Annotated in this window: 17 protein-coding genes and 4 pseudogenes; 9 read left to right on the forward strand and 12 right to left on the reverse strand. The window is 68.3% G+C overall.

The annotated features are described in order from the left end of the window. Positions 1 to 315 precede the first annotated feature (315 nt). Together ACH45E_RS39135 and ACH45E_RS39140 are read left to right on the forward strand one after the other, a co-directional pair. Complete coding sequence (locus ACH45E_RS39135; protein WP_361457173.1) at positions 316 to 1,203, forward strand: IS5 family transposase; 888 nt, start codon at positions 316 to 318, stop codon at positions 1,201 to 1,203. Between the two features lie 72 nt (positions 1,204 to 1,275). Continuing rightward, positions 1,276 to 1,464: pseudogene (locus ACH45E_RS39140) on the forward strand (IS256 family transposase); the annotation flags it as partial. Between the two features lie 48 nt (positions 1,465 to 1,512). Here ACH45E_RS39140 and ACH45E_RS39145 read toward each other — a convergent pair. Continuing rightward, the gene (locus tag ACH45E_RS39145) at positions 1,513 to 2,457 is read right to left on the reverse strand and encodes a 5,10-methylenetetrahydrofolate reductase (protein WP_361457176.1); all 945 of its coding nucleotides are present in this window, start codon (positions 2,455 to 2,457) and stop codon (positions 1,513 to 1,515) included. A gap of 221 nt (positions 2,458 to 2,678) precedes the next feature. Between ACH45E_RS39145 and ACH45E_RS39150 the strand changes: the two are divergent. Beyond that, a pseudogene (locus ACH45E_RS39150) lies at positions 2,679 to 3,681 on the forward strand (hypothetical protein). 173 nt (positions 3,682 to 3,854) lie between these two features. Here the strand turns inward: ACH45E_RS39150 and ACH45E_RS39155 are convergent. Together ACH45E_RS39155 and ACH45E_RS39160 are read right to left on the reverse strand one after the other, a co-directional pair. Next, positions 3,855 to 4,496 (reverse strand): hypothetical protein, encoded by a 642-nt coding sequence (locus ACH45E_RS39155; RefSeq protein WP_361457179.1) that lies wholly within the window; start codon positions 4,494 to 4,496, stop codon positions 3,855 to 3,857. 440 nt (positions 4,497 to 4,936) lie between these two features. Beyond that, positions 4,937 to 5,536 carry a hypothetical protein gene (locus ACH45E_RS39160; RefSeq protein ID WP_361457182.1) on the reverse strand — a complete coding sequence of 200 codons (600 nt, stop codon included), beginning with the start codon at positions 5,534 to 5,536 and terminating at the stop codon, positions 4,937 to 4,939. Positions 5,537 to 5,553: 17 nt separating this feature from the next. Between ACH45E_RS39160 and ACH45E_RS39165 the strand changes: the two genes are divergently transcribed. Next, complete coding sequence (locus ACH45E_RS39165; RefSeq protein ID WP_361457185.1) at positions 5,554 to 7,707, forward strand: non-ribosomal peptide synthetase; 2,154 nt, start codon at positions 5,554 to 5,556, stop codon at positions 7,705 to 7,707. Then, the gene (locus tag ACH45E_RS39170; RefSeq protein WP_361457188.1) at positions 7,704 to 8,903 is read left to right on the forward strand and encodes an FAD-dependent monooxygenase; all 1,200 of its coding nucleotides are present in this window, start codon (positions 7,704 to 7,706) and stop codon (positions 8,901 to 8,903) included. The genes ACH45E_RS39165 and ACH45E_RS39170 overlap by 4 nt, the downstream gene beginning before the upstream one ends. A gap of 235 nt (positions 8,904 to 9,138) precedes the next feature. Here ACH45E_RS39170 and ACH45E_RS39175 read toward each other — a convergent pair. Next, a pseudogene (locus ACH45E_RS39175) lies at positions 9,139 to 9,580 on the reverse strand (DUF4240 domain-containing protein). Positions 9,581 to 9,612: 32 nt separating this feature from the next. Beyond that, positions 9,613 to 10,035 (reverse strand): transposase, encoded by a 423-nt coding sequence (locus ACH45E_RS39180; RefSeq protein WP_361457191.1) that lies wholly within the window; start codon positions 10,033 to 10,035, stop codon positions 9,613 to 9,615. A gap of 151 nt (positions 10,036 to 10,186) precedes the next feature. Between ACH45E_RS39180 and ACH45E_RS39185 the strand changes: the two genes are divergently transcribed. Next, positions 10,187 to 11,740, forward strand: coding sequence for a hypothetical protein (locus ACH45E_RS39185; protein ID WP_361457193.1), 1,554 nt, complete (start codon positions 10,187 to 10,189; stop codon positions 11,738 to 11,740). 192 nt (positions 11,741 to 11,932) lie between these two features. Here the strand turns inward: ACH45E_RS39185 and ACH45E_RS39190 are convergent. The 3 genes and pseudogenes from ACH45E_RS39190 to ACH45E_RS39200 all read right to left on the reverse strand — a co-directional run. Continuing rightward, positions 11,933 to 12,112: pseudogene (locus ACH45E_RS39190) on the reverse strand (IS5/IS1182 family transposase); the annotation flags it as partial. Beyond that, positions 12,111 to 13,115, reverse strand: coding sequence for an IS481 family transposase (locus ACH45E_RS39195; protein WP_361457196.1), 1,005 nt, complete (start codon positions 13,113 to 13,115; stop codon positions 12,111 to 12,113). The pseudogene ACH45E_RS39190 and the gene ACH45E_RS39195, both read right to left, overlap by 2 nt. Beyond that, entirely contained in the window at positions 13,115 to 13,912 is a 798-nt protein-coding gene (locus ACH45E_RS39200) for an alpha/beta hydrolase (protein WP_361457199.1), read from the reverse strand. Before ACH45E_RS39200 ends, ACH45E_RS39195 begins: the two co-directional genes overlap by 1 nt. Positions 13,913 to 13,948: 36 nt before the next feature. On the opposite strand from ACH45E_RS39200, the gene ACH45E_RS39205 reads away from it, so the two are divergent. Further along, the gene (locus ACH45E_RS39205) at positions 13,949 to 14,569 is read left to right on the forward strand and encodes a TetR/AcrR family transcriptional regulator (RefSeq protein ID WP_361457202.1); all 621 of its coding nucleotides are present in this window, start codon (positions 13,949 to 13,951) and stop codon (positions 14,567 to 14,569) included. Between the two features lie 605 nt (positions 14,570 to 15,174). Further along, positions 15,175 to 15,612, forward strand: coding sequence for a hypothetical protein (locus ACH45E_RS39210; protein ID WP_399042470.1), 438 nt, complete (start codon positions 15,175 to 15,177; stop codon positions 15,610 to 15,612). Between the two features lie 71 nt (positions 15,613 to 15,683). Here the strand turns inward: ACH45E_RS39210 and ACH45E_RS39215 are convergent, their stop codons facing one another. The 3 genes from ACH45E_RS39215 to ACH45E_RS39225 are packed head-to-tail and all read right to left on the reverse strand — an operon-like array spanning position 15,684 to position 18,119. Next, on the reverse strand, positions 15,684 to 17,084 hold the full coding sequence (locus ACH45E_RS39215; protein ID WP_361457205.1) for a hypothetical protein: 1,401 nt from the start codon (positions 17,082 to 17,084) through the stop codon (positions 15,684 to 15,686). A 6-nt stretch (positions 17,085 to 17,090) separates the two neighbouring features. Next, complete coding sequence (locus ACH45E_RS39220; protein ID WP_361457208.1) at positions 17,091 to 17,849, reverse strand: hypothetical protein; 759 nt, start codon at positions 17,847 to 17,849, stop codon at positions 17,091 to 17,093. Between the two features lie 24 nt (positions 17,850 to 17,873). Then, positions 17,874 to 18,119 carry an ABC transporter permease gene (locus ACH45E_RS39225; protein WP_361457211.1) on the reverse strand — a complete coding sequence of 82 codons (246 nt, stop codon included), beginning with the start codon at positions 18,117 to 18,119 and terminating at the stop codon, positions 17,874 to 17,876. A 453-nt stretch (positions 18,120 to 18,572) separates the two neighbouring features. Between ACH45E_RS39225 and ACH45E_RS39230 the strand changes: the two genes are divergently transcribed. Next, positions 18,573 to 19,106 (forward strand): GNAT family N-acetyltransferase, encoded by a 534-nt coding sequence (locus ACH45E_RS39230; RefSeq protein WP_361457214.1) that lies wholly within the window; start codon positions 18,573 to 18,575, stop codon positions 19,104 to 19,106. A 1,180-nt stretch (positions 19,107 to 20,286) separates the two neighbouring features. Here the strand turns inward: ACH45E_RS39230 and ACH45E_RS39235 are convergent. After that, on the reverse strand, positions 20,287 to 21,006 hold the full coding sequence (locus ACH45E_RS39235; protein ID WP_361457223.1) for an HAD-IA family hydrolase: 720 nt from the start codon (positions 21,004 to 21,006) through the stop codon (positions 20,287 to 20,289). Positions 21,007 to 21,447: the final 441 nt, after the last annotated feature.

Below are 21,447 nucleotides of genomic sequence, written 5' to 3' on the forward strand. Positions count from 1 at the left end.
ACCCACGAACGCCGAACACGTTCCCCGAACGCTTTCCCGGAGTGCTCATCTCGGGCTAATGACTCCTGAACTGCTAATACGGGGTTCGGAAACAGGCACTTAGAGGGCGTTTTGCCCGCCATCAAGGTGTTTTGGATGGATATCTGTGCTGGATCTGGTGGGGGCGATGGGGTTGATGCGGTCTGCGTTGCGGGAGGGTTGATTAAGCGGGCGTCTTGGTCTGCCTGCTCCTGTTTCATCCCAAGGCGCCGGATTACGCGCCGCGTGCTTCGAGCGCTGGCACGCGCGCCTGGGCCTTGCGGGTAGTCCCGGATCGTGCCTGAGCGCCGCCGTTACCCGAGCGATCTGTCCGATGCCCGCTGGGAGTTGGTCGAGCCGGTCCTGACTGCCTGGCGGGCCGAACGCCGCGGCAGCGTACTGGACATCGGCCGCCCACCGGAGCACGACCTGCGCAGTCTGCTCGACGCCATCCTCTACGTGAACCGCACCGGGATTCCCTGGCGCTACCTCCCGCACGACTACCCGCACTGGAACACCGTCTACGCCTACTTCGCCCGCTGGCAGGAGGAAGGCGTCTTCGACCAGCTCAACAGCCTCCTGCGCCGCCAAGTCCGCAGGCAGGAAGGCCGAGAGGCCGAGCCCAGTGCCTGCGTCATCGACTCGCAGAGCATCAAGACCTCCGCCAACGTTCCCGCAGCCGGTCAGGGTGTCGACGCGGGCAAGAAAATCGTGGGCCGCAAGCGGAGCATCGTCGTCGACACCGTCGGCCTGCTGCTAGCGGTGCTGGTCACGGCCGCGAGCGTGCAGGACTCCGTCGCCGGCCGGGCCCTCATCGAGAAGGTGGCCGCCGAGCATCCCACGGTCCGCAAGACCTGGGTCGACGCCGGCTGCCGCCAGCACCTCGTCGAGCGCGCCGCGACCCTCGGCATCGACATGCACATCGTCCGCCGCGACCCCACCACCAGGGGCTTCACCGTCCTGCCTCGCCGCTGGACCGTCGAACGTACCCTGAGCTGGCTGATGAACCACCGTCGCCTGGCCCGCGACTACGAGGCCAAACCGCATCGCTCCGCTGTCGGCACGAAGCGACCGGACAACCAGGGGAAGTCGCCCTCCTCAATGAGGATCTCGCCGACCACCTCCTCGCGGCAAAGCCGCCAGACCTTCCCCTTGTTCCACATCGCGACCACCCCTCCACGCTGAACCGATACCGCGGAGCCTTCCACGCCGGTCTGACATGGACCGCAGGAGCACTGACCATGAGGGTCCGGCACGCTGCGCACCAAGGTCACCCGTGGCGCCGGGTCGCGGTCGGCCGCTCTGGCGATGACGTTCAAGCTGATCGAGTCCGCCCAGGAACGCTGGCGCGCGGTCCATGCGCCGCAGCTGGTTGCCCTCGTGCGAGCCGGAGCCCGTTTCAAGCGCGGCGTCCTCGTCGAACGGGAGGACGCCAGCGCGGCCTGAGCCGCGTCCCGATCGCGGGATCCGACAGCCGCACGTTCGTGCCCGGCTTCACACCGAGGGTGTACCTCGTCCGAGCAGCCTGCTGAGCTCGTGGGCCAGGGCGACCGAGGCGTCGATCTCGACCTTGCGGATGGACACGCTCTCCACGAGGAAGCCGAACGGCATGCCGAGCTTGCGGCAGAAGGCGATCAGGTCCCGGGCGTTCGCCAAGCAGTGCTGGTATGACTCGGCCAGGGTGTCGTCCGCATGGCGCAGGGAGTTCTCCAGCCAGCGCGGGACGTCGACGCCGAGCCATTGGAGGAACGCCAGCGTCTTCACCGAGCCGCACACCGAGAGCGTGAACAGGACGGGCCTCGGTTCGAGGTCCCGCTCGCGGCAGGCGTAGTAGTAGTCGGAGACCATGCTTTTCGCCGCGTCGGCGCTGTAGATGACCTGCGAGATGAAGTACGCGCATCCGGCCACCTGCTTGGCGACGAGCCGCAGATGCTCCTCGGGGCGTTCGGTGATGGCCACGCCACCGAGCAGCAGGTCTGGGCGGACATCGCGGCGCAGGTCCTGCGCCTCGGACAGGCCGGTCCGCACCGCCTTCCCCTTCGAGGACGCGCCGACGAAGACGCCGAGCAGCCGGTCGGCCTCGGCCGTCCGCAGCCAGGTCCGCAGCTCGGTCGGGGAGTACTTGCCGACGCACCGGTAGACGACCACCGGGCGGTTCCACTTGCCGAGATAGTCCGCGTGGTACACGGCAGGGTCGATGGTCGGCAGGTACGGAAACGGCCGCTGCGCCGGATTACGGTCGCTCTCATCGTCGATGTCGTACAGCGCCAGACCGTCGACATCAAGGGACTCCAACCGTGCCAGGGTGGCTGCGGTGATCTCCCGGATCCGCTCGGGAGTGTTACTCAGGCGGGGCGGCGTGATGCCGAACAACAGGACACCGCTGTCGGCATCGGCCACCCGGCTTCGTAGATCTGTGCCGTCGCTCTGGTTCGCCATGACGCGGAAGTTAGCAGCTCATCCGTCATACGGCAGGCGAACACCACCCTGTGAGACCGGACTCGGTTCTGAACCAACTGACGTCCGGCCGCGCGGACCAGATCCACAGGATTTGGCAATTGCTCCGTCGGATTGCCCGCAGTTCCAGCAGCTCATCCAGGACTGATACGGGAATCCATCACTCCGGGCCGGGACACACCCCGATGGGTGATGATGTTGCGGTGAGTCTGGACCTGAGTAACTACGAACTCCTCTGGCCCACATCGCTGTTCGTGTCCGAGGGCGAGCGCATCCTTCGGTCCTCGAACACCTCATGGGAGGACCGCCGGGACGGACAAGCAGGAGTGGTTCACCGAGCTGGTCAGCCGTGCAGCCGAGCTCCGGCACGCCGCTGCACCACGACCGGACTGGCCGCAGCGCCGCGGCAGCGGCCTCTCGCACGACGGCAGCACACCGCGGGACACCCGGCGCGACTCCGCTCGGATCATCAACGAGTTCGCCGACAACGGCTACCTGGTCGAAGTGTTCGATGAGGAATGCGTCGACGATCCGCGGGATCTGCCGGACCCTTCCGAAGTCGTCGACCGTCGTCTCGGCATCCCTCACCTGTGGCCCCTGGACCCGCAGACGTGGGACGAGGACACCTTCTACGGCTTGATCGAGGTGTTCCACGACCTGGTCAGCCGCCCCCGCATGCGCCGCTTCCACGACTGGAACATGTGCGGGTGGCACCACTCTGAGTTCCACAACGGACCGGCGCGCGTCCTGTACCGGTGGAAGGTCAACCAGCTGCTGCGCGAGGCCGGCATCGAGTACGAGCTCGCCGCTGAAGGCGAGGTCCTCGGGCGCCTGGTCTCCGTCACCGACGATGCGCGCAGCGCACTGGTGCACCGCGCACTCAACGACGGCGCCCCGGACATCACCACCCGGGTCCGCCATGCCATCGCGCTCTTCCGGGGCCGCGACACGACAGCCGAGAGCAAGCGATCGGCGATCGTCGCCCTCGCGGGCATCCTCGAGGAACGCCGTGCCTTGATCAAAGACCAAGTCGGCAAGCCTGATGAAGGCGCCTTGTTCGAGATCGCCAACCGCTACAGCCTGCGCCACCGCAAGGCGGACCAGCGCGGCGACTACGACGAAGCGTTCCTGGACTGGATCTTCTGGTGGTACCTCGCCACGGTGGAGCTGACCAACCGGTTGATCGAGTCGCGGGGCGCTGGCTGAGGCCTACGGCTCAGTCTTCGAAGCCCCGGTCGAAGCCTCTGAGGACGGGGCCAGTTCGTCGGCGCGCCGTGCAGTGCGCATACCGTGGCCAGGCGAACGGAACGAGCTGACAGCATGTGCTGAGAAGCGTGATCACGCGGCGTCCCTCACTGGGGCTGGTGCCCCCGGGCACGTCACAGCGCGAACGCCGGGGCCCCGGGAGTACGGGTCACACCGCGCACCTCCCGTGCCCGCGAGGGCGCCGCGGGCGGCGGCGAGAGGGCCGACCCGATCAGCGGCATGACGGCCGCCAGCATCTCCGTCTCGCTCGCGGTCCCGTTCACGACCAGATCGGCCGCCGTCCGGGAGGGCGCGACGTGGGCTGCGTGGCGGTCCCTGCCGGTCTGCAGATAGTTGCGTAGGGACAGTCGGGGGTCCTGCCGCTGTACCTCGATCTTCCGGAGGATCTTGCGGGCCAGGCGTATGTCGTCGGGGGTGTCGACATACACCCGCCACGCCGCTCGCCGGAGCACGGACGGCAGTGACAGCGCGAACAGGCCCTCGACCACGACCAGCAGCACGCCGGGGCGCAGCAGCGCCGCGTCAATGGCGTGTGTCACCGCTGTCTCGTCGATCGACCCCGGATGGTTCCAGTCGAGGACGGCGTGCCCGTCGGCACTGACCGTCCACACGCCCCTCAGGGGGTCGTGCGCGGGCACGTAGTAGTCGTCCAGATGGACCAGCGCGATGCTTTCGGGACACTGCAGCGACAGGGCTTCGGCAAGGGTGGACTTGCCGGATGCGGTGCCGCCTGCGACCGCCAGTACACCCGTCATACCGGGCGCTCCTCATGTGCTCAAAGGGGATAGACGAAGCGGCTGGACAAGCCGGGTGCAGGGAATGTACGGCGGCGTGATCGCCCATGGCAAGCGGGGAAACGCGGCCCGTTTCAGCGGAGGCCGGGGCCGCGACCTTTGGTCGATCTGTGCACCGGCCTCGGCGATGCCGCGGACCTTCAGTGTGGCGTAGCGGCCCTTGGGCGCGGGCGTGACGGCGGCGCGCGGGAACGAGGAGTCGAGGCAGCGTACCTGCGACCAGGCGACCCCGCCCGGGCCCCACCTGCACGCCGGGAACAACACCGACGGTTGCCGCCCTCGACGCCCTGACCAAGACGTCTCTGGCAGGTCGCCCGGCCGAGCCGGAGGAGATCGCCCGGGGCGGCCCTCTACGTCGCCAGTGAGGTGGCCACCGGGGCGGGGCACTGGCTGGCGGCTCGCTATACCCAAATCTCGTGTTCGTTGCGGTAGTGCGGCCACGGCTGCCCGGCCTGTCGTGCGGCGAGGACGTGTTTGATGCCCGCAACCCATGAGCCCGGGCGCAGCAGCTCAAGCAGGTAGCGCTCCAGCTCGGAGCGGCGCATCTGCAGCGTCCAGCCCGGCGTCATCGTCAGGCCGCCCGGTAGCGCCACGGCCCGCAGTTGTTCCTGTTGGTGGATCTTCATGACGACCTCGCCCTGTTGCAGGTCGGCCTTCCCTGGCGGGCGGACCCAGCGCGCGTCTAGGCCGGCCACCTGCAGCAGGCGGGTCAGCGCAGGACCGGAGGTCTCCATGGTGGCCACGGTGTAGTCGCCGATCAGACGGGCGCAGGCCACCGGATGCAGCGGGTAGTTCGCCCAGGGCACCCGCAGCGGGTCTCGGGCCGTGCTGTCGAGGCTGGTGGCGTTGATGTTGTGGTCCTCGCGGCCGGCGGCGATCCCTGCCCGTTGCAGGGTGGTGTCGACTGTCTGCTGAAGGCGCTCGTTGAACTGCTTGGAGGACAGTCCTTGCTGGGAACATCCGTACTGGTGGATGACGAACAGGGCTCGGCTGCCGGGCACCTCAGTGGGGCGTCGCCATGCCGCACCGGGCCCTGGACAATCTGGTGGCCTGGCAGAACCGCAGGGCCAGCGGTGCCGTGGGTGGCGCCACGCTGCAGTACGCACCACTGAGCTTCGACGTCTCTTTCCAGGAGATCTTCTCCACCCTCTGCTCCGGTGGCACCCTGCACCTGGTCTCGGAGGAGCAGCGCCACGACATGCCGGGACTGCTGCGGCTCCTGGACGAGCAGGGCGTCGAGCGGGTCTTCATGCCGTACGTCGCCCTGCAGCAGCTGGCGGAGGCGTCCGACGCGCTGGGGCTCGTGCCGCGGGGCCTTCGGGTGCTGGTCTCCTCCGGCGAGCAGCTGCGGGTGACCGGGGAGATACGGCGGCTGTGCCGGCGACTGCCCGGTGCCGTCCTGGAGAACCAGTACGGACCGACCGAGTCACATGTCGTCACCAGCTTCACCCTCACCGGTGACCCGGAGTGGTTCCCCGCTCTGCCGCCGATCGGTACCGCGATCGAGGGAGCGACGGTGCGGGTGCTCGACTCCCGGCTGCGGCCCGTCCCGGTGGGCGCACCCGGAGAGATCCACATCGCGGGCGTGGCCCTCGCCGACGGGTACGTCAACTCACCCGCGCTCACCGCTGAGCGGTTCGTCCAGGGCCCCTCGGGCACGCGGCTGTACCGGACCGGTGACCTCGGCCACCTCCTGCCCTCCGGCGACATCGTCTGCACGGGACGCGCCGACACACAGGTGAAGGTCCGCGGCTTCCGCGTCGAGCCGGCCGAGGTGGAACTGGCCCTCATGGGACTGGGACTGCCCTGCCTGCGGGAGACAGCGGTCGTCGTCCGCCACCGCGGCGCCGACGCCCACCTCGCCGCGTTCCTCGTGGGCGCCGGCGACGGCTGCGCCCGTCCGGACGCGCGTGAAGTGCGCGAGCGGCTGCGCTTGGTGCTCCCCGAGCACCTCGTGCCCTCCCACCTGACCTGGCTGGACGCGCTCCCGCGCACGCCGAGCGGCAAACGGGACGACGCGGCCCTGCGGCGGCTGCCCCTGGACTCGTCCGCGTCGGCGAGCGGCACGGCACCGCGCGACGCGCTCGAGCGGGACCTCGCCGGCCTGGCAGCGGAACTGCTCGGAGTACCCGAACTCGGCGTGCACGACAGCATCTTCGACGCGGGCGGCACCTCGCTCACCGCGATGCGGCTGATGGTGCTCATCGAGCAGCGGCACGGCGTGGCGGTCCCGCTCTCCGACTTCGTCGCCGCTCCGACGATCGCCGGACTCGCCCGCCGGCTGCGCGCCGCGGACGACGAGCCTGGCTTCGACCCGTTGGTGCTGCTGCGCCCCGGTGGCGCCCGCCCGCCGGTGTACTTCGTGCACCCCATGGGCGGCAACGTGCTCTGCTACCTGCCGCTGGCCCGGCAGCTGCCGGAGGACCAGCCCTTCTACGCGCTGCAGGCGCCCGGCGCCGCCCTGGGAACCGAGCCCCTCGCCTCGATCCCCGAGCTGGCCCGCACCTACGTCGAGGCGGTCCGGCGTGCGCAGCCGCACGGCCCGTACACGGTGGGCGGCTGGTCGTTCGGCGGTTTCGTCGCCTTCGAGATGGCCCGACAGCTCCGCGTGGCCGGCGAGGAGATCGCCCACCTGGTCCTCCTCGACACCGTCGCCCTGAACCCCGACGCACCACGGGACGTGAACGACGGCACCCTGCTGACCTTCTTCTTCTGGGAACTGCTGTGGCTGGACGGCGGCAGTGACACTCCGGTCGAGGCGGTCTCCCGCGAGGTGCGCACCGAGGAGCAGGTGTTTCGCCGCATCGCGGAGCTGGCGACGCGCAACGGCGTGCTGCCCGAGGGGAGTTCTCCCGACGCCGTGCGCCGCCTCTACCGCGTCTTCCAGGCCAACTACCAGGCGCTGGTCGACCACCGGCCCGAAGTGCTCGACCAGGACCTGACGTTGCTGCACGCCACGGGCTCCCTCCCGGAGGTCCTCAAGCCGCTGCACGGGGCTGTGGGCAGCATGTACCACGACCCGACGAACGGGTGGGGGGCACTGACCACAGGACGTATCGACATCGTCGACGTTCCCGGCGACCACCTCCAGGTGGTCGAGGAACCATATGTGAAGCACGTAGCCGAACGGCTCGCGGCGCTGACCGGACCCGACCAGGAGCAGGGATCATGAACGCTACTCATCGGCCCAAAGCACTCATCATCGGGGGCGGCATCGGTGGGCTGTCCGTCGCCGTCACGCTCCGCCGCGTCGGATACGAGGTCGAGGTCTACGAGCGTGCGAGCGAGTTGCGCGCGGCGGGCTCCGGGCTGTCCATCATGTCCAACGCCATGACCGCGCTGCGCACCCTCGGGATCGACCTCGGCCTGGAGCGGCGCGGCCAGATCATCGAGCACGTGGAGATGATGTCTCCCACCGGACGCACCCTCAGGGTCCTGCCGTACAAGGAGAACTCCGCGGCGCTCAGCGCACCGAGCGTCTGCATCTCCCGCAGCGAACTCCAGGCGGCTCTGCTGGAGGCTGCGGGGGACTGCTCCGTCACACTCGGTGCGGCCGCGACCCACTTCGAGACCGGTACCGACGGTGTCCGGGTCCGTTTCGCGGACGGTCGCGAGGCGCACGGCGACCTGCTCATCGGAGCCGACGGCATCCACTCCGTGATACGGCGGCAGCTGGCCGGCCCCGCCGCGGTCCGTGAGGCGGGCTACGTCTGCTGGCTCGCCGTCACGCCCTTCGAGCATCCGCGGCTGACCACGGGGTTCACCGGTCACTACTGGGGCCGGGGCCAGCGCTTCGGGCTGCACGACATCGGCCACGGACTGGCCTACTGGTGGGGCACGAGGAACATGTCGAACGAGGCCTCCCGCTCCTGGAACGGCACCAAGGAAGACGTCCTGCGGGCCTTCGACGGCTGGGCGGACGAGGTGACGGCGGCCATCCGGGCCACCGAGCCGGGAGCCGTCATCCCGGTCCCCGCCCAGGACCGTCCGTTCCTGGAGCACTGGGGCGAGGGGCCGGTCACCCTGCTCGGCGACGCGGCGCACCCGATGCTCACCAGCCTCGTGCAGGGCGGGAGCTCGGCCGTCGAGGACGCGGTGGTGCTGGCGGCCAACTGCGCTGCCCACGGCGATCCGGTGCGGGCCCTGCGCGCATACGAGCAGCAGCGCCGCGACCGCACCAAGTGGCTGGTCGAGACGTCTCACAGGCTCAGCGGGATCGAGCAGGAGGACCGCCCGCTGCATCGCTTCCTGCGCGATGCCTATATGCGGTACGCACCCCAGTCCGCGCTGTTCAAGCCCTTCGGGATCTCCATGCGCTTCCCCGGCGTCCCGGCTCCGGCGACGGCGGCGCCCGCCCCCGCCGGCTGACCGATGTGCACCGGGCGGTCACGCCGAGCGCCCTGGCCGTGCCGCCCGGGCCCTGGGGCGGGCCCGCCTGCTACGTCCGCACGGTGTCGCTCATGTGCTCGCGGTCACCGTGCTCGACCCGGATGGGCCGTGGGAGTGGCAGCTTGGCTTCGTTGATCTCTAGGAGGTTCTGGCACACATTCCGTGAGGACGATCAACGGCGCTGGAGTTCGTCACCAGCCGCAGGCGATGCTGTTCAATCAGCCCAGCCCTCGGCGTTCGAGCAGGATTCGTAGGAGTAGCGAGTATCGCGATCCCATTCCTCCCCGGTAATGCGTTCGTATGCCCGGTCCGGTGTGTAGAGCAGGGGCTCGGCCCAGATGAGGTCGGTGGCATTAGGAGTGAAGGCCGCCGGGTCCCGGAGGACGCTGTCGAATGCGGTGCGGCCAGCGGCGACGACCGCAGCACGGGTGTAGAGGAAGGCGTCATCGGACAGGTTCGTGTCCGTATTCCTTGCGGTCCAGTCGGTAGAGCGCCCATGACAGCTGTTCGGCAAAGCCGATGACCAGCGACAACGGGGACTGGGCAAGCCGCTCGGTCAGCGTGGCTGCAAGGACCTCGGCGTCCGGGTCAGGTTCTGTGGGCCTGCAGTCCTCGATGAGCTGCCAGAAGGCGTCTTCGTTCATGCGGGTGAGCATGCCGCAGGGGTCTGACAGGCCTGGCTTCCGGGTCACCTGTTTGCTGCCGCTGTGAGAAGGACGCGTTTGCGGAGCAGGGGGAGCTTGGCTCGTCCGAACAACTGGCGTTTGATCATCTTGATGTGATTGACGCACCCCTCGACGAGGCCGGAGTTCCAGCGTGTGCTCAGGCCCTGGAGCACGGCATCCTGGTCCTTCTCGAGACCGGTGGCGAATGCATGCAATCGGGGCAAGTCCGCGGTGCGGACAGCGACGATCCAGTCTTTGATGTGCTGACCGGAGCGAGTTTGAAGGATCTCTGCGAAGCCGCGGACGTGCTCGTGGAGGACCTTCAGCTCAGGGCAGTGGGCAAGTAGGACGGCGAACGGTTGGCGTTCTCCGTCGGCCAGATTCTCGGGGTGCCGCATCAGATGACCCGCTTCACCGATCCGGCGGCAGCGTGATCCGCCGGACACGCCTTAGAGGCTCCTAGACCACGTCACATCGTGCCCGGCAGCGCGGACACCTGAGCCCGGCTGGCCGCAACCATTTCCGCACCTCGCGGGTCACACCCGTGAAGCACGGCGGGCCGGGACCCTCCCGGCGCACGGGGAAGGTTTCGGTCGTATGGCACGACGATCACGGGTACGCGCGGTCGCGACGGCGGCGGCGGGTGCGGTGGCGCTGGTGGCGGGGGTGTTCGGCACGGGTCCGGCCCGCGCCGACACGGCGGACGCCGCACGAGGGATGACGGTCCGGTTCACCGAGCACGACGTCTTCATCGGGACGGAGCCTGCGAGCGTGAACCTGGTCTACCGGTGGAAGGTGGCCGGCGGGGGCACGGCACACCACGTCCACCTGACTGTCGACCTGTCCAAAGTGGCCGACTTCGCCGAGCCGGCACCGTCGGAGCACTGCAACGGCAACCTCTGCACGCTGGACCTGGCGTCCGCAACCTCGGACTACCACGTCATCACGCTGGTGCCGAAGCCCGGTGCGGCCGTCGGCAGCAGCGGCACCGTGACCGTCTCCGGCACGGCGTCGGACGCCACCGTCACCGGCGACCACCTCACCCTGACCAACGGCAAGACGCAGCTGAAGGTGAGCGCGTCCGCCGAGCAGCTGGACCAGGTGCCGGGCGACATGCTGACCTTTCCGCTCGACGTGTGGAACAACGGCCAACTCCCTGCGGCCAAGGGGGTGGAGCTGCGGATCGACACCACCGCCGGGCTGCACCTCCAGGGCCACTGGGCCAACTGCCGCGACGTGCCCGCGAGCGACCGCGGGGGGCACATCGTGCGCGAGACCCTGTGCGACTTCCCCACCCCGGTGGAGCCCGGCCGGCAGTACGCGTTGTCGTCGCCGCTGCGCGTCAAGGTCGGCGACGAGGCCCTGCGCGACAAGATCTTCTACGAGTTCACCCCGCTGACCAGCGCCGCCCCGGCGAACGGCCCCGGGATCCCGCTGGCCCTGGTCCCGAGGGGCGCGATGCCGTCCGACGGGAACATCGACCCGTACTTCACCACCTACGTCAACAGCGTCAACCACGCCGACTTCGCCGTCACCGGGGACACCGTCACCGGGCGGCGCGGCGGTCACGCCACGCTGCACGCCACGGTGATCGACCGGGGGCCAGCGGTGGTGCAGGACCTCCTCGACGAGGACGCCTTCCTCCCGGTCCTCGTCAAGCTGCCGCCGGGCACGAAGGCCACGAAGATCCCGGACAACTGCCAGCCGCCGCCCACGGACGACGGGTCGGACCCCGGCCCCCGGATGGGCCGGTCCTCCTACCAGTGCACCTTCGGCGACCCCGCCCCGGGGGACAGACACGTCCTGTCGTTCACCGTCGCTATCGGCCCCCGTACCCCGGCCGTCTCCACGGGCCAGGTCCGCACGCTGGAGTTCATGAAGGGGCTCGACCCCGACGCCTCCAACGACAGCGCGGCGCTGACCCTGCGGCTGGCGCAGGGCGGCTCCGCGGGCGGCGGCACGGCCGGCGGGTCCGGGGGCGGCGGTACGCCCGGAGCGTCCAGCTCCGTTTCGGGCGGCCCTTCCGCAGGGTCCGGACCGCTGGCCGACACCGGATTCGGCGGCGGCCAGATCGTCTGGGCGGCCGGCGCGCTGTTGCTGGCCGGTGGTGTGGCCGTAGCGCTCTCCCGACGGTCCCGCGGCGGGAACTGACACGTTGTCCGGGGGGCCGAAGAGGCCCCCGGACGGGTCAGGGACGGAAGCAGTCGGTGATGGTCGCAGCAGCAGCCGCGCCCGCGACGGCATGTTCTACGCCGACCCGATGCAGCCCGGCACCGGGATCGGGGCTGTGGCCCCCGAGGGCGGGAGCGCGCTCGGCTTCACATCGCCCGGAGCCGGCCTCACTCAGAGGTCTTTGAGCCAGATCATCGAAGCGCGAAAGTGGAGGCCGACGAGGTAGTTGTCCGGGGTTTTGTCGTATCGGGTGGCGATGCCTCGCCAGGCCTTCAGCTTGTTGATCAGGCGCTCGGCGGTGTTCCTCTCCTTGTAGAGGTCGGCGTCGTGGCTGACGGGCCGACCGCCCCTAGGTGTATGAGGCCAGGACGTTGGTGACGGTCTGCCTGAGTGTTGTCGCGGGTGGTTGTCCGTCGAGGGCGGTGTGAGGTCGGTGGTAGTTGTAGTGGATGTTCCACACCGCCAGCGCCTGGGCGCGCTGGTTTTCGGAGGTCCAGGTGCGCGCGTACAGGAACTCTTCTGCCAGGATCCGGTTGTACCGTTCCACTTTCCCGTTGTGCCGGGGCGTGTACGGTCGGATCCGTTGGTGCCGTGAGCTGAGTAGGGCGCGGGTGAACGCGTCGGCCCGGTAGCAGGCACCATTGTCGGTAACGAGCCGTTCGATGCGGGTAATGCCGTGTGCAGCAAACCACGCCCTGGCTCGGTGCAGGAATGCAATCGCCGTCGAGGCTTTCTCATCAGGCAAGGGCTCGGTGTAGGCGAGGCGGGTGTGCCCGTCGACCGCGGAGTGTAGGTACACGTACCCTCCACGGCCGGTCTTCTTCTTGTTCCGGCTGACTGCCCGGGAGTGGTCGCTGTCTCGGCCGTGGGCTCGCCATCCGCCGCCGTCAGGTATCTGTCCGACCTTCTTCACGTCGATGTGCACCATGTGTCCCGGCCGGCGATCGGTGATTGTGCGTGGTTTCCGAGTGGTGTGGCCGTCGGGATCGATGAATCGGAGTCTGCTCAGACCGAGATGGGAGAGGTGCCGGGTGACGGTGCGACGGCTCACAGTGGGCCGAGTTTGGCTGAGTTCGAAGGCGATTCGTCCTGCGGACCACTTGTGGGTTCGGCGAATCTGCTCGATCCGCTCCACTACCTCGCCCGTTGTGGCTGTGGGTTGACGGTGCGGTGTGGAGGACCGGTCGTGCAGGCCGAGCTCACCATGGCGACGGTACCGATTGACCCACTTGGACGCGCATGCCCTGGAGATGCCCATCTCCGCAGCAACGTGGACGATCGGACGTGACTGGCATCGCTCGACAAGTCGCCTGCGGCCCTCAATGGAGAGCGGCGCGTTGGCATGGGTGCCCATCAGATCGCGGCGAGGTTGTTGAGCAGGCGCCCCAGCTCTGCCGGCGCCTGAATGTGGGCCAGGTGACCCTGGCCAGGAAGTTCGTGGACTCCGGCATGCGCGACGTGCTGCCGCACGAGGTCGAACGACGTTCCGTAGGGGGCCGTTCCGCGATTACGCTGGCCGATGATCAAGTCGACTTGCTCCGCCTGCTGTGCCATCACATCCGGAGGCGGTGTCGCGTTGAGCGCGCCGAGTTCGGCGTACAGCGGTCCGCTCAAGCGACGCAGTATCGCCCAACCATGAGGATCGGCCCGAAGGTCATCGACATACGCTGCGGAGAAGCCGGAGATCTGCCGATTGACGATCTCGACGCAGCGATCCCAGTCCACCGTCTCCGCTGCCACCTTCAGGTCCGGCAGCGCATGGCGTCCGAACGGCTGCATCACCGGCTCATAGGCGATCATCTGGTGAATCGGGCGCTCGTTGGCGGCCAGCAAGGTGATCACGCCGCCGTAGCTCCAACCGAAGAGAGCCCTCGCGCTGTCGAACTCGTCAAGGACCACGCCGAGGTCCTCAACCTCTGTCCGCAGCGAGTACGAGTTGGTCAACGGCCCCGAGGGGGCACGGCCACGACGGTTCACGACTACCACTGAGGGCCAAGCGTCGATGGCGCCAGCCACATCGCGCCACGTATGTGCATCGCTCATCACGCCCGGGACGACGACGAGGCCCGGACTGTCCGGCTCCCCGTACACATCAACCGTGACCCAGCTGTCCCCGCCGACCGACAGCTTCTTCTGAATCGTTCGCTCCATAAATCTATTATGGAGCGAACGATCTACAATGCAAGCGTGACTGAACGCAACCGTGGACGCCCCCGAGCCTTCGACCGCGACCGTGCGGTCCTTGACGCCGCTCGCCTCTTCTGGCGACGCGGCTACTCCGGCACCTCGACCCGCACCCTGGCCGCGACCCTCGGGCTTTCCACCTCCAGCCTCTACGCCGCCTTCGGTAGCAAGGCCGGACTGTTCGAGGAAGCGGTGCGAACCTACGCCGAGCGTTACCGCGAGATCTACCAGCAGGCAGTCGCCGAGAACGACATCCAGATGGTCATCGAACGCATCCTCACCGACTCGGTCCACGAGTTCACCCAGCCAAGCGACACGCACCCCGGATGTCTCATCAGCAGCGCCGTGATGACCGACAGCACGAGCACGCTCGATACCAGCGCCTACGTCGCCGAGCTGCACAGCTCGAACGAGCAGGCCCTCCTCGTGCGCATCGAACGAGCGATCCAGGACGGGGAACTAGCCGCGGGCACCGACGCGGCGGTCCTGACCGGGCTCATCCAATCCGTCTGGCACGGATTGTCGGTGCGATCCAACGTCGACACGGCTCGCGAGGACCTGCTCGCGACGGCGCAACTTGCTCACCAGCTGATCTGCCAACAACTCACGTCACCAACGTCCTGACCCGCAACATCTAGCCCGTCCAGGCGGGCGCGGCGCACCGGCCTTGCGCCCATCCGCGCCGCCGTCCGGACGCGAGTCCACAGCGCGGCCGGCAGGTCCTCGCGCACCTCTCGACCTGCGGGGAGTGCGACTGCCAGGCGGGTCCTCCGTCCGCTGCTTGTTCTTCTTCCACATCTTCGGACGGTTCCGCAGTTCCGTGCCGCCCCATATGCACAGCGCGGAACTTACAGAGACGCTTTCATCCGGGGATAAAACGTACAATTATGAAGAATGTGTACGACGTATCCGGAGCACCCCCATGGCCCAGCGCGACCTTCCCGAGCGGCGCGGGCGCCTCAGCCGTCCGCTGGTGCTCGGCGCGGCCGTCGCCCTCGTCGATCGAGCCGGGCTCGCGGCCCTGACCATGCGCGCCCTCGCGGCCGACCTGGGCGTGGAGCCCATGGCCCTCTACCGCTACGTCGACGGCAAGGAAGCCCTTCTCGACGGCCTGGTCGAGGCCTTCTTCGAGGAGGTCAACGAACGGCTGCGCACCACGGCGCGGGAACCGCGCGCCGACACGAGCGGTGCACCGGCCGAGCCCCCCCTGGCGCACGGAACTGCGCCGGGTGGTGCGGTCCTTCGCCTGCGTCGTGCACGCCCATCCGGAGATCCTGCCCGTGGTCGCCACCCGGCCGCTCGCCGTGCCCGTGGCGCGGCGCCCGAAGGCATGGCTCCAGCTCACCGAGCACATGCTGGCGGTCCTCGCCCGCGCCGGGTTCGACGACGCCACCGCGCTGACGGTCTACCGCACCGTCGTGGCCTGGAACCTCGGCTGCCTCCTGATGGACAAACGCCAGGTCGTCGACGACCCCGACGAACCGGACGTCCTGCTGCGCCTCGGCCTGCACCGGTTGCCCGCCGCCGAGTACCCGCGGCTGCGCGCGCTTGTTCCCCGCTTCGCCGACTACGACGACGAGCGGGAGCTGATGGCAGACCTGGACGCCCTCCTCACCCGCCTCCCCGAGCCCCCGGCCGACACCTTCTACGGTGGCTGTACCCCCTGAGGAGCGGCGCGCGGAGATGAGCGGGGCCGGGGCCGCCTCGTGCGGACGGCCCCGGCACCGAACGCGGGACGCTAGGCGGCCCAGTGGTAGAAGAACGGGTCGATGGACGGCGGCACACGCGTGGCGTTATCCAGGTCGAGCAGCTGGTGGTGCGCGAAGTCAGCGTTGCGCTGGAACACCACCTCGTCGGCGTCCGGGAAATGGGACCTGCCGGGCGTGTTGTTGCCCGAGAAGACCCCGTAGAGGTCCCGGTCGACGGCGAGCAGCCCCATGTAGTCGCCGAGGTACGGCAGGAACTCGGCGACCGGCATGTCCGCCCGCGCCCGGTGGAGCACGAGCGGCTGGACCGGGGTCTGCCAGGCGTCACCCGTCACCTCAAGGGCCGTCTCCCACTGCCCCTGTGTGAACTGCTGGTAGGCCAGCCCGAGCACGGAGTCGGAGGTCACCGCCAGCGCCGGGTTCTTGGCGTCGGTGACCGTGCGCACATTGTCCGCCCAGGTCTGCCCGTGGTCGGTGGAACGGCGCACGTGCAGGGTGCAGCCCGGCTGATGGCTCACCCGGTCGCACCAGGCCACCCAGACATGGCCGGCGTCCGTGGGGTCCACCGCGATCGACAGATCACCGCCCAGCCGCTCCTGGCCCATCAACGCGCTGAACCGCTCGGACATCCCTGTCACCACCCGCTGGCCGATGGCCGAGTCTGTGGCGTCCTTCAGGTTCTGGAAGGCGTTCGGCCCGATGCCTCCGCTGTCATCCCGGGTGACGACGACGTCGAAGACGACGTCGACGATGCCGCCACCGAGGTCCCTCGCCTTCTGCCAACTCTCGTAGGCGGCGTACACCGTCCCGCCGGGGTGCAGGGCGAGCCGCACGGGCGGTCCGTCCTGGCCGACGGTGGGGCGCTGTTCGAGGGTGCCCTCGCGGAACCCGGCGTTCGGCGTGGCCGCCCGGCCGTCGGCGGACAAATCCACGGCGGCGGACCTCGGGCCCCGGCCCAGGTCGTTGTTGGTGACGTAGACCCGGTCACGGGCGATGCCACCGGCCTGGACGCTGCCCGCCACGACCCACGGCTGGTCCACCTGGTCCCGGGAGACCACGACCTCCATGGGCGCCGCCGAGGAGACGCCCGGCGAGCGCAGGATCTGCAAGCGGGTGATCTTCTTGACCGCCGCCGCGCCGTTCAGGATGCCCGCGTACACGACACCGCCCTTGGTGGCGAAGCCGACGGAGATGTCCCCGGTGCCCAGGTCGGGGGTGCCACCCGGGACGATACTCCGCATCACCCAGCTGTTCCCGCCGTCGGTCGACACGAAGACGGGGGCGAGGGGGCCGCCCATGGGGTCGGGGGTGAGCGCGGTCGCGACCATCTCGTTGGGATGCTCGGGGTTGACGGCGAGGCTCGGCTCAGAGTCCTGAGTGCGGTTGCCGCTCAGTGCGGCAGGGGTGATGTCGACGACTTTGAGCGTGGGCATGTCCGTTCACCTCCGGGCTGCCTGCATGGTTTCCAGCCGGTGCACCGGTTGGACGTCGTGCCGGTCGCGGATCTGGAAGCGCGCGACCTCGGCCAGATCGCCCTCGGTGGCGTGCAGGAGGAACATCCCCTCCTGGGAGGCTTCCGGGGCCGGCGCCGTGTGCCAGTGGATGTCCCGGCTGTTGGAGTACAGCACGTCGAGAGGGCCCTCGGACACGTCCCCGCGTTCCACATGGACCACGTTGATGTGCGCGAGCCACCAGTCGGGGTCGTGCTCCGTCACCGGCGTGTCGGCGGTGTGCTCCGCGCCGAGCTGTTCTTGGCCCACCACGATGCCGACCACGACCGCGGCCGCCTGCTCGGCGTGGGACAGCAGCGTGTTGTTCTGACGAGTGCGCTCCAGGTCGGACAGCGGCATCCGCTCGCCGAGCGTCGCCGCGTGTTCGACGTGCTGCCGCACATCGTCGGTGGGCAGCCGGCCGATCTCCTGTACGACGAGCCCCTCGCCGTACACCGCCCCACCGGTGAAGAACGCGTCCGTCTCGCCGACGGCCGGCGGGTCCCGGTCGTCGGTCAGCCGCACGGTGACCTCGCTGCCGGCGAGCCGTGCGAAGGCGTCCTTGGCGTGCAGTACTTGGGACACCCGGACCACGGCCGTATGCTCGTCGGCCGGGACGCTGGCGACCCGGCTCTCGCCGAGGTGGGTGACCGTCCCCTCGAAAATCAGATCGCTCTTGTCGAAGAGTTCGGTGACCGTGTCAGGCATGGCAGCCTCCTCTCACCTCAGCCGCTACCGCGGAGAATGCGCGGTGACCGGGTGGGTCCGGCGCCACTCGATCCGCGCGCCGAGGACGCTCACCACGGTGACCAGGGCTGTTACGGCGACGACCAGCCACTCGGCCGTTCCGTCGCCGGCGTCGGGGTCGACGGCGAAGACCGTCTCGATCCACTGCGGCCAGGCAAGCGTGACCAGGAGGAGCAGCCCCGACAGGGCGCCGAGACTGGCCTCCAGCCAGAACCGTGTACGGAAGGCCATGACAGGCCTCCCCCCATATGGGGAACCCTCATGTGCGAGGCATATGTACGAAAGACATGTACTTCGTACACAGTGTCCGTTTGTGGCGGCGACCGGGTCAAGGCCTGGCTGGCTATCGGGCGGCCCCGCCTTTGCGGCGCCTCACCCGCAGGTCATCAGCGACCTACGGGTGAGGAATCGAGCCGAGCAGGTCTGTCCCGCCCCGAGCGCAGGGTGGGGAGATTCAAGGCTCTGTCCGCAGTTCCGTGAATGATGTTGGTGCTGCGGCAGGCTGCTGCCGAACCGGTCCCACCTCTCGATTGCCGAAGTGCCGCGTCGTCTGCACAGTCATCGGCCCGATGTTTTCCCATCACGGCGCGGGTTCAGGCTTCTTGGCCCCTTGTGGTTCCGGAACGGCAGCGCGAGCGGACGCCGGATTACCGATGGGGCGTTCGCCTTCGGCACGATGGGCGCATGACCGAGATCCGCACGCCCCGTCTCCTCCTCCGTAGCTGGCACGACGACGACCTCGTGTCGATGGCGGACATCAACGCAGACCCACGGGTGATGCGCTGGATCGACGACGGCTCGGTGCGCGACCTGGGCCACACGGCCGAGGCCATCGAGCGATGGGAGGAGGAGTGGGACGAGGAGGGCTTCGGACTCTTCGCGGTCGAGTTGCTGGCCTCGGGCGAACTGATCGGCTTTACGGGACTGTCCGTGCCCGAGTTCCTGCCGGAGGTGATGCCCGCCGTGGCGATCAGCTGGCGGCTCGGCTCACAGTTCTGGGGCCAGGGGTACGCGTCCGAAGCCGCGCACGCCACGCTGGAGTTCGCGCTTCAGGACCGCGGCCTGGACCGCGTCATCAGCATCAGCCGGGTGGGGGACAACGCCTCCGAGAACGTCATCCGCAAACTCGGCATGGTGCCCGAGCGGGAGACGGTACACTCGGTGTACGGCTACCCTCTGCGCGTTCACGCCATCGACCTCACTGAGTTCCAGGCGTAACTTGAAGAACCGAGTTGCATTCCCCTCTTGCGTCTCGACCCGGGACAGGAGCAAATCTGTCCACCGCGCCAAGCACGTTGCGAACCCTATACAACCGTAAACAGAAGTAGCCTCTCGAACCTCAAGCCCAGATCCTGTCCCTCAGGCATCTCAGCTCGTTCGAAGTCCTCCTGAGCAGGTAGGTAGCGGCCTGCCTGCCGGTGGGCGACACCTCGCTCGACGAGGGCCCAGCAGGCCATGCAGGGCCGTGTCCGCCCACGCACTGCGTGGCGGGGGCTGAGAGTTGCTCTTGCAAGCGTGTGTCGGAACTCGTCTGCGGCGCCGGTCTGGCGGAAGACTCCTCGCTGGTGGGCTTCATCGAGGAAGGCCATGAGACGCCAGGGGAGTCGTCCGGCAACGCACAGCCACAGCCGGGTGATGAGAAACCAGCCCCGGCGCTGAGAAGGACGGCGAAGGGGCTGAAGAGCAGCCAGGCCCGGAGAGAGATGTAAATATCTTCCACTGAGGCTTTAAGCTTAAAAACCGGATATGTGCAGTAGGAAAGGAGGGGGATCAGGATCGCCGAAGTCATTAGGGCGACGCCTAGCGTGATGACGGTGGCCCGATCGGTGCGCAAGCTGGCCCGAGGGCTGACGGCTCGTGCGGTGCCGGTTGGGGAGCCGAGACAGGCGTGGAGGCCGGCGGCCAGGCCGCTGACCAGGCCGAGTGCGAGGCAGGTCGTCAGGCTCAGCTTCAGGGTGCGGCCGATGAGGACGATCGGGGACAGTGCGGTCAGCCAAGCGGCCTCACGGTGGGGCATTCGATGGATGGGATCAGGGTCCGAGGTGTATGTGCCGTTTGCAAGCCTGATCTGAAGATAGTCCTGGGGGGTCTGCCTCTTCCGAGGATGAAGGAACTCCCGCACGTCCACACGCACATGGAAGTCGCCGTCGGACCAGTCTGAGGACGCTGTGCGGCGCCAGAGGATCTACGAAGCCCGGCGCCTCGGCGCCATCCGCCTTGAACGTCACTGCCTCGGAAACACGGACGGAGTAATCGACAGCTGCAAGGCGATGGCTAGGACGATAGCTGCCGTCATCTGATGCAACACCGGACCAGTGATCCTGCACAGGTAGGAGAGCCGTGTGCAGCGGCCGTCCGGGGGGTGCTGACTGGATGGAGGGAAATCAGTCAGAGTGGTTCATCCGCGGCGGACGACTCGCAACACCGGCTCCAGCGACTCCACTATCAGTTCGGCACCGGCCTCCCTCAAATGCTTGGCCGTCCGTTCGTTGCGCGCAAAGCCGAGAAACGAGACGCCGACGCTGCTCGCAGCGATGAAGTCTGAAGGCGTGTCACCGATCATCAATGTGGCCGAAGGCGTCGCTCCCATGGCGTGCAACGCCCGGTTCAGGTTGTGCGGGTTCGGTTTGAGGCCATCGAGGGCTGCGGTACGACCGTAGATGCGGGAGACAAAGCACTCCATGAGGCCGCGGCTACGCAGGTACTCCTGGGCCACCCGCGAGGAGCGGTTCGTGACGATCGCAAGCTGTGCACCGACGGCTGTCCAGGTACGGATCAGCGGGTCCGCGTACGCTGTGGGCATCGCTGAGGACACCGCCCTCATCTCCTCGAAAGTGACGCGCTCCTCCAGCTCCGACACCAAGTCGCTACTCGGGTGCCGCCTGTCGACAGCATGCAAGATGACCTGCAGGTTTGGGCCATCCCGTTCGGCCTCCGTCAACAGACCACGCAGGCCCCGCCCCTCGAGCCATTCCACCAAGTCGTTCGCTGCCCATTCTGCTGCATGTCCCGCGAACAGACGGCAGATCGGCCCGTCGAACCCGAACAGGACGAACCGAGCCCGGGTAACGAGACCCCGTAGATCCTCAGCAGCATCACCGGCTGGCGAAGGAGGCACCACCGTGGTGACCCGGGCGGTGTTGGACACGGGTGACTCGCGTTCGCTTCCCTGCGCCGGCTGGCGCGGCTGCGCACCTGAACCGTCTGGCGCGGAGTGAGCCAGGGGACGAGATCGAACGGAAGGGCGCTGCTGTGCGCGGACGCGTTGGGTGGTCTGATGGGCTTCCGCGAGCGCGGCGCGGGCTGATCCGGCCTGAGGATGCCGTGCGCCGAGCAGGCTCGCGGACCGTTGCACCGCCGTTGCTAGGACGTCGGTTAGCCGGTCCATGGCCTCCAGATCTTCTCGCATCTCGGCGATCGCATGCTGTGCCGAGGTCATGACGACTGAGCTTGTTCCGCTTTGACGGACACCATCGGTGTGGTGGTCAGGCTGCGAGTGCGGTCTCGTATTCGGCGGGACTGCGATAGCCGAGGCTGCTGTGCAGACGGTGCAAGTTGT

It is taken from the genome of Streptomyces sp. NPDC020299, from assembly GCF_044387825.1.
GTDB lineage: Bacteria > Actinomycetota > Actinomycetes > Streptomycetales > Streptomycetaceae > Streptomyces.